General features: G+C 40.3%; 13 protein-coding genes. 1 reads left to right on the top strand and 12 read right to left on the bottom strand.

Annotation, left to right across the window (positions count from 1 at the left end; genetic code table 11):
* Window positions 1-14: 14 nt before the first annotated feature.
* The 12 genes from CHF41_RS01895 to CHF41_RS01850 all read right to left on the bottom strand — a co-directional run bounded on the left by CHF41_RS01895 (window position 15) and on the right by CHF41_RS01850 (window position 13,315).
* Window positions 15-3,131, bottom strand: a complete 3,117-nt coding sequence (locus tag CHF41_RS01895) for a type I restriction endonuclease subunit R, EcoR124 family (RefSeq protein WP_119875780.1) — start codon at window positions 3,129-3,131, stop codon at window positions 15-17.
* A 54-nt stretch (window positions 3,132-3,185) separates the two neighbouring features.
* Window positions 3,186-4,418 carry a restriction endonuclease subunit S gene (locus CHF41_RS01890; protein ID WP_119875779.1) on the bottom strand — a complete coding sequence of 411 codons (1,233 nt, stop codon included), beginning with the start codon at window positions 4,416-4,418 and terminating at the stop codon, window positions 3,186-3,188.
* The gene (locus CHF41_RS10050) at window positions 4,403-4,549 is read right to left on the bottom strand and encodes a hypothetical protein (RefSeq protein WP_162911909.1); all 147 of its coding nucleotides are present in this window, start codon (window positions 4,547-4,549) and stop codon (window positions 4,403-4,405) included. Before CHF41_RS10050 ends, CHF41_RS01890 begins: the two co-directional genes overlap by 16 nt.
* Window positions 4,534-4,680, bottom strand: a complete 147-nt coding sequence (locus CHF41_RS10045) for a hypothetical protein (RefSeq protein WP_162911908.1) — start codon at window positions 4,678-4,680, stop codon at window positions 4,534-4,536. Before CHF41_RS10045 ends, CHF41_RS10050 begins: the two co-directional genes overlap by 16 nt.
* 103 nt (window positions 4,681-4,783) lie before the next feature.
* Complete coding sequence (locus CHF41_RS01885; protein ID WP_119875778.1) at window positions 4,784-7,351, bottom strand: type I restriction-modification system subunit M; 2,568 nt, start codon at window positions 7,349-7,351, stop codon at window positions 4,784-4,786.
* Window positions 7,352-7,584: 233 nt separating this feature from the next.
* Window positions 7,585-7,977: a 30S ribosomal protein S9 gene (gene rpsI, locus CHF41_RS01880; RefSeq protein ID WP_075099218.1), complete on the bottom strand. Its 393-nt coding sequence runs from the start codon at window positions 7,975-7,977 to the stop codon at window positions 7,585-7,587.
* A gap of 19 nt (window positions 7,978-7,996) precedes the next feature.
* On the bottom strand, window positions 7,997-8,443 hold the full coding sequence (rplM, locus tag CHF41_RS01875; RefSeq protein ID WP_067086679.1) for a 50S ribosomal protein L13: 447 nt from the start codon (window positions 8,441-8,443) through the stop codon (window positions 7,997-7,999).
* 269 nt (window positions 8,444-8,712) lie between these two features.
* Window positions 8,713-9,606, bottom strand: coding sequence for a DUF7916 family protein (locus tag CHF41_RS01870; protein WP_119875777.1), 894 nt, complete (start codon window positions 9,604-9,606; stop codon window positions 8,713-8,715).
* Window positions 9,607-9,655: 49 nt separating this feature from the next.
* Entirely contained in the window at window positions 9,656-10,519 is an 864-nt protein-coding gene (locus tag CHF41_RS01865) for a DegV family protein (RefSeq protein ID WP_119875776.1), read from the bottom strand.
* A 30-nt stretch (window positions 10,520-10,549) separates the two neighbouring features.
* Window positions 10,550-11,287 (bottom strand): 23S rRNA (guanosine(2251)-2'-O)-methyltransferase RlmB, encoded by a 738-nt coding sequence (gene rlmB, locus CHF41_RS01860; protein ID WP_119875775.1) that lies wholly within the window; start codon window positions 11,285-11,287, stop codon window positions 10,550-10,552.
* 221 nt (window positions 11,288-11,508) lie between these two features.
* On the bottom strand, window positions 11,509-12,357 hold the full coding sequence (locus tag CHF41_RS01855; RefSeq protein WP_119875774.1) for a DUF4300 family protein: 849 nt from the start codon (window positions 12,355-12,357) through the stop codon (window positions 11,509-11,511).
* Between the two features lie 238 nt (window positions 12,358-12,595).
* A complete protein-coding gene (locus CHF41_RS01850; RefSeq protein ID WP_119875773.1) occupies window positions 12,596-13,315 on the bottom strand; it encodes a DUF4767 domain-containing protein in 720 nt (239 codons plus the stop codon).
* A 78-nt stretch (window positions 13,316-13,393) separates the two neighbouring features.
* On the opposite strand from CHF41_RS01850, the gene CHF41_RS01845 reads away from it, so the two are divergent.
* On the top strand, window positions 13,394-14,362 hold the full coding sequence (locus CHF41_RS01845) for an aromatic acid exporter family protein (protein WP_119875772.1): 969 nt from the start codon (window positions 13,394-13,396) through the stop codon (window positions 14,360-14,362).
* The last annotated feature ends 16 nt before the right edge of the window (window positions 14,363-14,378 follow it).

The following is a 14,378-nucleotide window of genomic DNA, read 5'->3' as shown; positions in this document are numbered from 1 at the left end:
TTGATCTCCTTTGATTATTTATACTTTTGTTTGGTTTCCAGCATCCACTGGGGTAGGATTTTATTCAACTCCATATTAAGTAGTAATTTTTTGCCTGAAAACTGGTTTGTAGCACTAGCTGGATTGAGTGTCGTCATGATCTCGGATTTATAAGGAATCTCATCTGCTTTGTTCAGTTGAAATTCTTTCAATGATTTTTGAAGTAAGCGACTATCAATTCCCCATTCCGTAGCAAACTGCTGAATGACTTTAAACTGTCGCTCATCTTGCCATTTCTTAAAGGATTCATCAAAGTCAAGTGTTGCTGAAAGATGACCGGTAACGAGTTCTTCATTGATAAACGTTTTTAAAGCCTCGGCTAGCTCATCTTCACCCATATTACTCAACTCTTGAATTTGTTCTAAAATTAAAACTAAATTCCCATCATTGATGACCATATAGCCATCTTTATTTTGCGTTTTCTCACCAATCAATGTCAACAGACTTTGGGCGTTAATAATTTGGGAACCTTGCAATTTTGTGCGTCCTGCTAATGGACTAATCTCATCAGAAACTGGTCCTATTTCACGCGGGAATAAATTCTTATACGCACCAATATATTGCAACCAGGTATGCTCTGTTATGCCAAATAAATCGTCATCCCAAGAGAACTCATAGTACTGTTCCACACGATTTAATTGCTTAGCAGTTTCTTTAAAAGCTTGCTTGAAGCTTTCTTTTTCTTCCTCATCAACCTGAAGTTGAATCCAGTCCGTTGGATTTGGTAGTGCTACAATCAATCCATCAACACATTGGTTTAACAGCCTTACAGCATCTTCGTATTTTTCAACAAGAACACGACTACTTTGACCGCCACTACCGTATAATTTCAGAGCTGCATTAACGGTTTCTTCTGTGATGCGTGGGTATTGGAAGTTGATAATCGTTCCAAATTCTTTGGCAGAGCCAAATACACGATTGGTTCGTGAATAGGCTTGTATTAACCCTTGTAATTCCAGTCGTCTATCCACATACAGGGTATTCAAGCGTTTGGCATCATAACCAGTCAATAATTGGTCAGCTACGATAATGATGTCCAAGTTTTTAGGATTTCTACCACTACCTCCTCGTTTGAAGCGATCTGTTACGTCTTCAAAATAAGCTTGTTCGCCTCTCTCCTTGTCTCCAGCTACAAATAAGACGCCCGTCATCTTTTCATAATCAGAAAACAGTTCTTCAATAACATCTCTCGTGACATTTTCTGGATCATTTTCATTGCCAAAGCTAAAGGTCATGGCAATATTAGGGCTATGCTCACCAACTTGGTATGTTTCAGCAATCTGCTTTTTAAATTCATGATAGTAGGCAATGACACGTTCTTTGTAAGCAACTGTCAGCATAGCATTAAACTCTCCACTTTGTGATTGCTCCTGCCAGCTTGAAAGAATCTCCTCCACCACTCGTGGAATATGTGTTTTATCTTGGTAGACTAAGAGGCCTTCTTTAACCGCATTTTTTTCAACTTCTAATTCCGACCATTGTTGGACTTGTCGTTGAAGGGCTTTTTTACCAAGCTCTGGCTTTTTCTGACTTACTGTATCAATCAGTTGCTCACGCAAATCTTCGTAACTTCTAAATTCTCCTGTATTGATGTAATCGACATGGAATCCTAATACATTGCCATCCGCAATCGCTTCATCAATCGTGTACTGATGAAGGAGAGGACCAAATAATTTTTCAGTTGTATTGATGACCTCGCTACGCTCGTTGATTTTTCCTTTGACCTTATTTTCATCAAAGAGAGGGGTACCCGTAAATCCAAAGAATAAGCCGTTTTTAAAGAAATACTCTTTAATCATTCCCATCATATCTCCCATCGTTGTCCGATGGGCTTCATCAATGATAAAAAGGATTTTTTTATCTGCTAGGCTAGTATCTTGTGCAGCGATTAAATCTTTAACCAAAAAACTCAATTTGAAGGTCGTTGTCACAACAATACCGCTCTTGGCCGCGGTAAGCTGTCTTCGTAACTGATAGGTACTCTTCGTATCATCCACATTCACCGATTCATAGGTAGCATAAGCCTTGAAGGCTTTAGAGGTCTGTTCATCCAAATCTCTACGATCCAGTAAAAATACGACCTTATCAAACTCTGTTCGTGTCGATAAAAACTGAGCTGTTTTAAAACTCGTGATTGTTTTTCCAGAACCAGTCGTATGCCAAACAAATCCCCCATGTGGGATTTTGTCTGGATTATCCCATCCAAAGGCAGCCTTTTCCACAGCCTGTAAAGCATGGACTTGATAGGGGCGCATCAGCATATGACGACGATTTTCTTCATTCACTGGGTCTTCATCAATAATAAGATAGTCACCAACCATTTGATGGGCCATTGGAACCATGAGTAGGTGCTCAATTACGTCACGATAGTCTGTTACTACACGTTGCCCCATCGGATTGCCATCTTGATCTTTTTGCGTAACAGACCAATGAAAAACAAAAGACGGATTAAAATCATTGATTGATTTTGGTGTAGCGAAATACCGTGTTTCAATCTCGGAAGTTGCAATCATCATTTGTGAAAAAGCCATAAAGTTATTGGTATAGTCGCCATCGCGGTAATAACGCATAAATTGCCCTATGGCTTCCTCAAGTGACACATCACTGCGCTTTTGTTCGATATTGATTAGTGGCAGACCATTGATTAACAGAACCAAGTCAAAACGATTTCCGCTTTCTGACCAGACTTCACGTGCCACCTGATAACTCGAATCCCCACCACTCACTTGGGCTTTTTTTAATAGTGTCAACGTAATCTGCTGGCGTGTTATATCTGGATGAGAATCACGATAAATACCGTCAAGCTTACCAATTGAACCTTCCATAGATAAGATTTTGGCCGCCTCATAGCTATTGGCAATTTGTTTCACTTTTGACATAACTTGTGAAAATTCTGCATCAGTAAGGGCAACACCTTCCAAAATATCGGCGTTTATTCGGTTCAATTCCTGTCTCCAGTTGTTCACCAAATCTTGGACAGTTACTTTCTGTAAATTTCCATTCAGTTTATCCGGTGCTTGCCACTTGTACTTTGTTAATTCTGCTACAAAACTTTCCTGAAAGGCCTTCTCAGAGGCATTTTTATCTCTCATATACTTTCTGCATCCTTTCTATATCCTGTTATGCCTACAGGACACACGCTGAAATCAAACGAATAGTTCATTTAAGTAGGCCTTTTTCAAATCTTTTAGCTTATCCAACTTACGCTGATGAAGGGTGATGAGGCGGTCGATTTGATTCATGCATCTTCCGATTTGAATTTTTTCATCTAAAGCATTCGGCATATAGAGGTCTAACTGTTGGAGAGTAGAATATTTTACTCTACGTTTTTCGACAAGAGAACCGGTAGCGACATCATCAAAAATTTTCATAGTTTTAGGAGTTTTAAAGTATGCGTTCCAAAATCCACTACATTTATTGTCGTCAATCGAAAACACATCATAATATCCAGAAACAGCTACATTAAAGGCATTTTTATTATATCCAAGTGCTCCAAATCTAAGATTCATAGGGTTGGTAACAAACTCATTTGGTTTAACTACTTTAAATAAGTCTTCTGTTTTTGTTACAAGTGAACTTCTTTCATAACGTTCTGTCTTTGGAGTGACACCATTTTCGATAGTTAAACTATATAATGGGTTGTTTATAAAATTCGATGTACGAATATTACTCTCTTGAAGAATATTTCCCAGCTTCCGCTGTTCCCAAGCGTCCGTAAATCCTGGAAAACGGCGTTTTGGCTCACGCTCTCCTTCAGCAGGGAATAATTCCGACAAATAAGCCTTTTTGACATTTTTTAACTTGTCAAGCTTACGCTGATGAAGGGTGATGAGGCGGTCGAAGTTAGAGAAATACTCACCGATTTTTTGTTGTTCAGCTTCAGTCGGAATAAAAATATTTTGATTGTCCAAATCATTTTTATTAAGATTCCCAATAGCTCCATTACCACCTGATACAAATAAATCAATAAATTTCTTATACCAAGAGGAACTCATAGAAGCATTGATAAAATATGGATATTTAGTTGAAGCAATTAACATAAATCCACCATGAACAATTGGTTCATCAGCGATTTCTTTTATAATTGCATGTTTCCCTACAAGTCTTGATGAACCATTTGCAGAAGTGATAAGAATATCATGCTCTTTTGCATAACCAATATTCACTACATTATTTTTCACAAAAACATCATCATCTTTTAAAACAAATCTATCTTCATCTATATTAGAGGAACGTAAAACGCGAACACCATCTTTACATATATCAGATGGTTTGTAGGTCAATCCTCTACTAGTTATAGCTACCTCCGAAAACCTCCGCTGTTCCCAAGCGTCCGTAAATCCTGGAAAACGACGTTTAGGTACTAATTGTTTTGGCATAAAACACCTCCAACTTCCGGCGATTTTTTTCTTGTATCTAGAAAATCGCAGAAAATCTCCACTGGAGATTTTCTCTCCCAAGCGTCCGTAAATTCTGGAAAACGACGTTTAGGTACTAATTGTTTTGGCATAAAACACCTCCAACTTCCGACGATTTTTTTCTTGTATCTAGAAAATCGCAGAAAATCTCCACTGGAGATTTTCTCTCCCAAGCGTCCGTAAATTCTGGAAAACGGCGTTTAGGTACTAATTGTTTTGGCATAAAACACCTCCAACTTCCGACGATTTTTTTCTTGTATCTAGAAAATCGCAAGCATTTTTGAACTCTTTAAAGCGACGTTTGGGAATGTTCTTATCTATTTTTGTCATGACAGCACCACCAATTCATTCATTAAGGCTTCCAGTTCTTTTTCTAGCTTAGCAATTTCAGCGTCCATGTCATCTAAGGTTTCACCGTAGCGCTTGTCCAATTCATCAATAATGGCAATTTCAGCTTTAAGAGGTGTTTCAACCAGTTCCACAGCCTTCTTGACAACATTGCCAAACCATTTTTTATACAGAAGGCGGTCGATTTCTTCATCCGTTAATTTCTCAATACGGTCCGATACGAGTTCTTTCAACTCTTGCTCTTTTACCTTAATGGACTTGCTGATGGTCGTTTTTTCCTTGGTGTTCTCCACAACTTTTTTCAAAAGAGTATACTCAGCAGAGGATTGTTCTACTTGCTTCAGGGATTGGTTTAACAGTTTATTATCAAAGCTATCTTGTGGCTCTCCCTCATCATTTTTCTTAATGGTATCAAAGAGAGCATTGTATTCTTCGCTATCTTCTACCTTGGCTGCCTCAACCAACTCACTCAATTCACTTTCGATTTCTACTACTCTCGATTTTAAGCCTTCAATTTCTGACTGCTCACTTTCGAACAGTTCACTAGCAATCAGACTATTTGGAATAATAACCCCATTCCAGCCATCTTGAAACTTCTCTTTATTTTTCCCCCTCGTGACCATATTAGGTTCACGTGTGCGACCTGCCTTATAATAGCCCAATTGTTCGATGAGTTCCGCATCATGTGTCAGCGTTTCTGCCCAGATTTCTGCAATGATTTGATAGCCTTCATAACTATCAATCAGCTCAAAATCAGCAAGACGTGTCTTTATATCTGTCAACATCCTTTCTTTCAACATCCGTGTATTGGTATCTGGATTTAGCTGATGTAGCCCTTTCCAATAGACTGCAACATAATCTAATATGACCTTTTTCACCTCTTCAGATATTGCTATAACTGCTGGATGTGCAAAAATATCTTTCGTAAATTCTTCTGTGGATGTTTTCAACTTCACGTAGCCTGGAAATTTCTCTATAAAAGCTTGTTTCAGCATGTCAGGAACGAGTTGATTTAATACGTTTAATGATTGGATGTTTGTTTCAGGAATACCACCATATAGGTGAGCATCTACATCATGGGGGATTTCTTCATCAATAGCCGCTACATAACGTGGAATATTCATATTATAGTCATTTTGAATCAACTCTTGACGTGTCGCTAAATGACTGTACCCTTTCTCTTCTAAACGATTTTGGTAGACATCAACAATTTTGGCAATATCTTTTTCTTGAAGGGCATTTTGCTTACCAGATTTGATAAAGTTTTTAGATGCATCAATAAAGAGAACCGGTTCATCCAACCCTCTATTTTTCTTCAAAATAATGATACATACTGGGATTCCTGTATTGGTAAAGAGATTACTTGGAAGCCCGATAACTGCATCGATTTGATTTTTCGCAAGCAGACGTTTACGGATTTCGCCTTCTGCCGCTCCACGGAATAATACACCATGCGGTAAGACGATCGCCATAGTCCCTGTTGTTGATAAGTGATACAAACCGTGTAATAAAAAAGCATAATCACCCTTTGAATCAGGAGGGAGTACACCTGCGACCTCAAACCGAGGATCGCTTGATTTTAAACCTGAACGATTCCAATTTTTAACAGAGTAAGGTGGATTCATAACCACCGCATCAAATTGTACCCCTTCGTTTGGTCTTTCAGGATCTTCTGGCCAGTCGTGTGATAGGGTATCGCCATTTTTTATGGTCATTTTCTCTGGACGAACACCGTGCAATAACAGGTTCATTCGTGTCAAGTTATAAGTAGCTGTGTTTTTTTCTTGACCATAATAATTTAACTTCTTTTGTTGCTCGTCAGATAAGTGCTTCCTAACAGTCAACAAAAGCGAGCCTGAACCAACTGTGGGGTCATAGATGGACGAGATCCCACCATCTGTTGCAATAATCTGTGCCATCACTTCACTAACTTGATGTGGGGTGTAGAATTCTCCAGCTTTTTTACCAGATTCCATGGCAAACTGACCAATCAAGTACTCATAGGCATCTCCTAGCACATCTCCATCTTGCAAGGCAACCATATCTAAATCTTCAAATAAACGGATTAGCGCCTGAATATTTTTACTACGCTCATTTAAGTTACTTCCTAGGGCTGTGTCTGCCAAATCCAATGTCGAATTAGCAAAAAGTCCCTTAAAATCATCTGAACCCTTGGTCACTGCTATACTACGCTCAAATTGACTAAGACTATCCGCAACCTTTTGCACCTCAAAATGACCGGAGTTCATATCCTTTATCCAAGTTTGGTATAGATGAGTTGGGCGGACATAATAACCTACTACATCCTGAATCATACTCTCCAAGTCCTCACCATAAGTAGCATGTGCTTCCACATAAGCATCATACCAATTATCCTCACTTGTCAAACCAGCTGTCATCGCAAAGGTTTTAAGTGTTTGATCACTTAAAAATTTATAGAACATCAGCCCCAGCATGTAATCTTTATAGCGACTTGCATCCATAGAGCCACGTAATTCATTTGCTCCATTCCATAAACGCGACTTTATCTCTTCCGATGTAATCATAGCAACTTAACCTCATTTCATTAGACCGTTTCCTTACAGAATCGTCATCAAACATTTTCACTATTCATTATATCATAGCCAACTCAAAAAAGAATGCGCTAAATGAAAATCCGAAAGAATAAATGGTGTGAATTTGGTGTGAAAAATGGTGTGAATTTTTAAAAAAATACACCAAAAAACACCCCATGGTGTGAACCATGAAGTGTTGATAAAAGCTGATATAAAGCCGTTTCTTAACGTTTTGAGAACTGACTTGCTTTACGTGCTTTCTTAAGACCTGGTTTCTTACGTTCTACCATACGAGCGTCACGTGTAAGAAGGCCAGCGCGTTTAAGAGAGTCGCGGAAGTCTGGGTCTACTTGAAGAAGGGCACGAGCGATACCGTGGCGGATAGCTCCTGCTTGACCTGCATAACCACCACCTACAACATTTACGAAAACATCGTAACTTCCTACTGTTGATGTAACAGCAAATGGTTGGTTGATAACCAAACGAAGGTCAGCATGTGGGATGTACTCTTCTACATCTTTTTTGTTAACAGTGATTTTACCAGTTCCTGGAACAAGGCGAACGCGTGCAACAGCGTTTTTACGACGTCCAGTACCTGCATATTGTGCTTGTGACATACTTTATTTGTTCCTTTCCTTAGATAAGTCCTGAAATATCAAGAACTTCTGGTTGTTGTGCAGCGTGGTTGTGCTCAGAACCAACGAATACTTTCAATTTCATCCCTTGAGCGCGACCAAGAGTGTTGTGTGGAAGCATTCCTTTAACTGATTTTTCAATCAAACGAACTGCATTTTTTGAACGAAGTTCGCCAGCAGTGATTGATTTCAATCCACCTGGATACATTGAGTGAGTGTAGTAAACTTTATCAGTTGCTTTTTTACCAGTCAATTTCACTTTTTCAGCATTGATAACGATTACGAAGTCACCTGTATCAGTATGTGGTGTAAATGTTGGTTTGTTTTTTCCACGAAGAACGCTTGCTACAACTGCTGAAAGGCGTCCAAGAGGCACATCAGTAGCGTCTACTACATACCATTTGCGTTCAACTTCACCTGGCTTAGCCATGTATGTTGTTTTGTTCATGATTTCTCCTATATGAATGTCGTTTTTGTTTACAGGGCGGATGTTCCGGTCCGCAAGTTATTTGAAGGGTTCCGGGGCCTTTCAAATGGGGTAAACAATACCGTCTACCATTATATCAAAAGAAAAGAGAGAAAGTCAAGCCTAACTACTCTCTTTTTCTTGATTTTTTTCTGCAAGGAATTGGCCGTTCAAAACGGAGCCACTATCTTCCAATAAGCCACATTAGCTCATCTTTTTCTTCAACAGCTATTTCAAAATAACAGCTATTATTAACGAAGAATAGACTGCCCCATTCGGAAATAGGTGTGGCGTTTTCCTCTGACAGCTAGGCTCAATGCCATGATGTTTTCGGGGTCTGGCATACGACCATAGCCACCATCTCCAATATGATGAATGTCTGTACCCACACGCTTATTGCTAAGACCAAACTCCCGTACTGTCTGACTATCTGCACTTTCTTGACTGGTTCCGATCGTCGACATCACCAAAGCCCCAGCTTGTTTAATGCGCTCAATGATTGGTGCTACTATATCTTCTCGTACACCTGGAACTGTTCCCACCGCTGGAATCAAGACGCCATCTGCTCCTACTGCAACAAAATCCAACAAAGCCGCTTCATTGACCACCGCTTCACCTAATCCTGCTCCGTGCATCTTTCCTGCAAAGATTAGTCCATCAAAATGCTCTACTGCAAGACGAATAGCAGACTCAATGGCTGCTAAAGACACACCTGTTGACGGATTTCCTGTCAGCATAATGAAGTCAATCCCAAGTTCGTTAGCCCTTTGTAAACTAGCAGGACTGACCTTGCGTCCTAAAGAAAGGTGGACTTGTTCATCCAAGACCTCTTTTGTATCATCAACTGGCTCTAAATTGATCCCGATAGGGCGACCTGTTAGCCGCTTCAGCTCTGCAATAGGATTATCACAGGCGTAAAAATCCTGAATAAAACACGTGAAAACATCAAACTCATTGAGTACGAGCAAATCGCAACCAAAAGCAGACATCATTTCTGCATTTGACACACCCGCAATTAATGGGGCTGCTGTCACCACTGTTTCCCCTAGTAAAATGCGACCTTCGCTGGCCTTGATACTTTGTTTTAAATCCGACTTAGTCATGGCCATGACGTCGCTTGCATAGGCAGATAATAGTCGTTTCATTTCTTTCTCCTTGGTAAGCGTTTTCTTTTTTATTCCAAAGAAAAGCGGATTACCGCTTGTCTTTGCTAATAGATAACATCGCAATTGCACCAGTTCCTGTATGGCTGGCAATAATCGGTCCTAATGGCTCTAAGATAACCTGCTCTACCTGTGATTCTGCTAGTAAGGTAGCTTTCAATTGCTCGGCTGTTTCGACATCGCCAGTATAAGCTACCATGACACAAGGATCATCTAACTGTTGCAAGGTCAGAGAGAGCATTTCCTTAATCCCCTTCTTCTTGCCTCTTAGTTTGGCAATGGGAACCAAGCTACCTTCTGCATCAATCGAAAGTAAGGGTTTAATATTAACTAAACCGCCAATCAGAGCCGCTGCTTTAGAGAGTCTACCACCACGTACCAAATGCTGCAAATCATCTACCAACAGATAGGTCCGTAAGCGTGGTGCTAAGTCTTCAATCAGCGCTACTGTCTCAACAAGTGAGCTACCTGCTTCCCGTGCTTGTGCTGCTTTGAGGACCAAGTAGCCTTCTCCAATGGTTGCTGCCTTGGTATTGATGATTTCAATGACAGCTGTTGGATACGCTTCCAGAACCATGTCACGCGCCATGACCGCACTTTGGTAAGTTCCTGATAAAGCAGCTGAAAATGCGAGGTACAATACTGCTTCGCCTGCCTTAGCTGCTTCTGCAAAAACCGCTTCAAACTGTCCCACATTGACCTGACTAGTTGTCGGTTGGCCACCTGCTAGCATTTTTTCCAATAACACATCACTGGTTAAGCGATTCTCACCAACTGTTTCATAAACGACACCGTCTAGCTCAACTGTCAATCCCATAATGGTGAGCCCATATTGTTCTATCCACTCTAGCGGCACATCTGCCGTCGAATCCGTCATAATTTTAAATGCGACCATAAATCTCCTTTTCTGCTTTCTCTTACAGCCTTATAGTTTGTTGCGAAATACTTCATACATCAAGACAGCTGCTGCCACGCTGGCATTTAAACTTTGGACATGCCCTTTCATTGGAATAGTAATCATCTCATCGACCTGCTTTTTAATATTGGCAGAAATCCCCTTGCCTTCATTGCCAATAATGAGAGCGAGCTTTCCTTGTGTATTCCATTTGTGACTAGGAGTCCCATCCATATCTGTTCCAAAAATCCAGAACCCAGCTTCTTTTAATGTGTCCAAGGTCTGGCTTAGATTGGTCACACGGGCAATTGGAACATGGGCGACCGCACCTGTCGAGGTTTTTGCAACTACCGGGGTCACACCAACCGCACGATGTTTAGGAATGATAATTCCAGCCACCTGTGTTGCATCTGCCGTTCGTAAGATAGACCCAAAATTATGCGGATCTGTCAGACCATCCAAAATCAGAATTAGGGGATTAGCTTCCTGCTCTGCTTTGGATAAAATATCTCCTAACTCTGCGTAGGCAAATGCGGACACTCGCAAAACAAATCCTTGATGAACAGCCCCTGAAGTCATATCTGTCAAACTCTTCTTAGAGGTCCAAGAAATCGAAACTTTTTTTTCAGCTGCTAGAGCCTTGATTTTTTCAACATTTTTTCCACGCAAATCATCCTGCAGATAGAGTTTATTGCCAAGATTAGCTTCCAAACTTTCTACTACTGCATGTACGCCATATACAATATCATTTTCTTCTACTTGTTTCATAGCTTTATTATAACAGTTTCAACTGGCATTTGCTAGTCAATGAATAGTAGATTTCCCGCAAATCTCTATTCTTTTTCCCATCATTTGTCTGGATAATGTGCGAACAAGCAAACCCGCTTCTTTTTACCATTCATTGAGTGCTCACTACACATCAAAAAATCCACAAAGGCAGGATAATCCTATCATAGCTTTTGTGGATTTTTGGCTTTAAACAAGATGACTCATTTCTTCATGTTTGCTAGCTCAGACAAGTCTTGATCATTAACTAATAACGCAATTTTATCTCTAAAGAATTGGAAACGACCTGTCAGCATATGCTCGTGGAAATCTTTCCACGATTGAAATTCGCTGAGTCTATAAGGAAGGGAGGGATCCATCTTTTCAAGGAAATAGACTTTCCCATCTTTTTCATACACTAAGCCAACATGCATACTAATCACAGAACCTTCTACATTTTGCACTGCTGACAATAGACGTAGTTTATTAGAGAAGGTAACACCTGCGTCTTTCCAAGCCTTGGTCAAATCAGTTGCAGACTTGTAGGCTGGATTGTCAAGAAACAACAGACTATATAGCTGACTGTCTGCATCTGTCAATTCAGGATGGTATTGCTTCAAGGTCTGAAACTCTGGATGTTCTGCAAGATGTTTCACCTTGTCTGTATCATAGCGCAAGAGAGAGCGTAGAAGCAAAAAGGCTGTTTGACGGCAGTTCAGATCTTTTGGAAAATGGCTGACCTTTTCTTTGTACTCTGCTTCATCCAACATCGTAGTAAACTGATTTGCATCTTGTCCAAGCTCCATACTTGTCCAGTCCTTAGCCTCCTTTTCATACGATTTGTTATCCTGATGATAACTGTCTATAAAGGCAGATAGAGCTTGCCAATTTTCTTTTGAAACACCTTGTTCTTGTAAATCTTTTTGGAGTTCTTCTGTATTTTGGGTGCTGACGAGATTATGGTAGCGGTAACTAGATGTGGTTTCTTTTTTCATCTCCTTCTTTGGGGCTGCATGGCAGCCAACCAAGACAAGAGCACATAAGCTGACTAGGGCAATTAGTTTTCGTTTCATGTCGGGATGACTCCTTTTGTAATATTGGTATGTTCATCATATCAGATCCATCTCATGGTTCCCTAAGCTTCATCTGATTTTCGTCTGTTTTTTTGAAAAAATATCTAACCAGTATCTAAAGAGTTTAAAATGATAAAAACGAGCCAACTATAGCCCGTTTTACAACCTTTTCAGCTCACCAAATGAACATCACCTATATCACTCAGATTGGGGAACAATTCCCAGCATGCGAATCATATTATTCCCCTACTAATTCGCTAAAGAAAGCCTTTAATTCTTCATTGGCTGTTTCTCGGAAATAAAGAACTCGCTCAGGATTTCCTTGATTCTGTTCGGTAATCCAAACCTTTGGTATTCCTTGATGGATGGTAAACAGATACAGATGAGAAGCAAGACGTTTCGTCGGTTCAATATCGGAATAAACAGCTACCAAAGCTATTTGACTCCCTTCTACCAGGCCGTTTTCTGACCAAATCAAGTAAGGAGTTTGCCCAGCAAAATCAGGTACCATACTTGGGAACTGACTTCGATCCAGACTCGGATTCAAAATATAACTTGGAATCAGCATCCCATAAAAATCAACATCGTGCATTGGGTCATAAGAACGGTATTCCTGCCCTAGAGCTGGTCCCCAATAACCCAAAATATAGTCCTGTAATCGCTGAGCCTTTTGGGCATTCCAATAACCTTTTTCTGTCGCACTTGGCTGTGTTTGAGGATTTGGGCTTGTCGAAGAAGATACAGCCATCGAGGAAGAACTTTTCTCTTTTTCGCTACTAGAAGACTTTTCTTCCTGCAATTCTGTAGACGATTTTTCTTTCTTTCGATTTTTAATGCTACTTGATGGACTATTCGACGTTGTTTCTTGCTGTCCCTCTGCGCATGCGCAAAGCACTACTGCACACAAAAATAGCCCAATACTGACAACGATCAACTTATTTTTCTTTATCCTTTTCATCAGATACTTTCTCCTTATTTTATGCTACAATAATATCATATTCTTTCTATATACTCAAAAAAGAACTAGGAGAACCCTATGCCTTTACTTCATCGGACGATTAAGCTGGTACTGGCGACTTGTGTGGCCATTGCCTTAGCCGATTTTTTGCACCTATCTTATGCTACATCAGCAGGAATCATCGCTATTTTAAGCGTTTTAGATACAAGGCGTGCCTCTCTAAAAACTGCCTGGGCTAGGCTTTGGTCCACCGTTCTAGCTCTTGCGATTGCCGCTCTTCTTTTCTCGCTTTTTGGCTTTCACTTGCTGACCTTGGGGCTGTACCTCTGCCTCTACGTCCCACTTGCGTATAAGGCGAATCTGACGGCAGGCATTGCCCCTTGTACAGTTCTTGTGACCCACCTTTTCTTAGAACAAACCACATCACTAGCTCTGCTCGGAAACGAACTTGCCATCTTTCTCATCGGTGCAGGCATTGCTCTTCTTGCCAATCTCTATATGCCTTCGCAAGATAAAAAAATTCAAGCTTACCATGTTCAAGTTGAACAAGAACTCAAAGCCATTCTCCTTCGTTTCCAAGAGTTTCTATTAACCGGTGATGGCCGAAATGAAGCACAACTTATCATCCAACTCGATCAAACTCTTCAAGAGGTATTAAATATTGTCTACCTCGATCGCCACAATCAAGTTTTTTACCAAACTAACTATCAAGTCCATTATTTTGAAATGCGGTTGGCACAGAATAAAATTCTACGGACCATGGCCAATAACATCAATACATTCTCCCTTGAAAGTCGAGAGGCCGTCATTCTAGCCAGTCTTTTTGAGCGAACAGCCTCCCAATTAAGTAGACAAAATCCTGGTCACGAACTGCTAGAAGATATCGAACTCTTTCATCAGACCTTCCGTGAGCGTCCACTTCCTCAAACACGGGAAGAATTTGAAGCACGGGCCACTCTTTTCCAGCTCCTCCATGATATAGAAGCCTTTATCCAGCTCAAAGTGGACTTTTACGAGCAGTATCCAGAAGAAAACGCAAGCAAATAAGACATAAACTCCCCAC

It is taken from the genome of Streptococcus respiraculi (assembly GCF_003595525.1).
Classification (GTDB): domain Bacteria; phylum Bacillota; class Bacilli; order Lactobacillales; family Streptococcaceae; genus Streptococcus; species Streptococcus respiraculi.
This window is presented reverse-complemented; position numbering and strand designations above follow the sequence as displayed.

Coding starts and splice junctions, on each gene's coding strand:
- CHF41_RS01895 (WP_119875780.1), bottom strand. CDS start 3,131: ATGAGAGATAAAAATGCCTCTGAGAAGGCCTTTCAGGAAAGTTTTGTA.
- CHF41_RS01890 (WP_119875779.1), bottom strand. CDS start 4,418: ATGCCAAAACAATTAGTACCTAAACGTCGTTTTCCAGGATTTACGGAC.
- CHF41_RS10050 (WP_162911909.1), bottom strand. CDS start 4,549: ATGCCAAAACAATTAGTACCTAAACGTCGTTTTCCAGAATTTACGGAC.
- CHF41_RS10045 (WP_162911908.1), bottom strand. CDS start 4,680: ATGCCAAAACAATTAGTACCTAAACGCCGTTTTCCAGAATTTACGGAC.
- CHF41_RS01885 (WP_119875778.1), bottom strand. CDS start 7,351: ATGATTACATCGGAAGAGATAAAGTCGCGTTTATGGAATGGAGCAAAT.
- rpsI (WP_075099218.1), bottom strand. CDS start 7,977: ATGTCACAAGCACAATATGCAGGTACTGGACGTCGTAAAAACGCTGTT.
- rplM (WP_067086679.1), bottom strand. CDS start 8,443: ATGAACAAAACAACATACATGGCTAAGCCAGGTGAAGTTGAACGCAAA.
- CHF41_RS01870 (WP_119875777.1), bottom strand. CDS start 9,606: ATGAAACGACTATTATCTGCCTATGCAAGCGACGTCATGGCCATGACT.
- CHF41_RS01865 (WP_119875776.1), bottom strand. CDS start 10,519: ATGGTCGCATTTAAAATTATGACGGATTCGACGGCAGATGTGCCGCTA.
- rlmB (WP_119875775.1), bottom strand. CDS start 11,287: ATGAAACAAGTAGAAGAAAATGATATTGTATATGGCGTACATGCAGTA.
- CHF41_RS01855 (WP_119875774.1), bottom strand. CDS start 12,357: ATGAAACGAAAACTAATTGCCCTAGTCAGCTTATGTGCTCTTGTCTTG.
- CHF41_RS01850 (WP_119875773.1), bottom strand. CDS start 13,315: ATGAAAAGGATAAAGAAAAATAAGTTGATCGTTGTCAGTATTGGGCTA.
- CHF41_RS01845 (WP_119875772.1), top strand. CDS start 13,394: ATGCCTTTACTTCATCGGACGATTAAGCTGGTACTGGCGACTTGTGTG.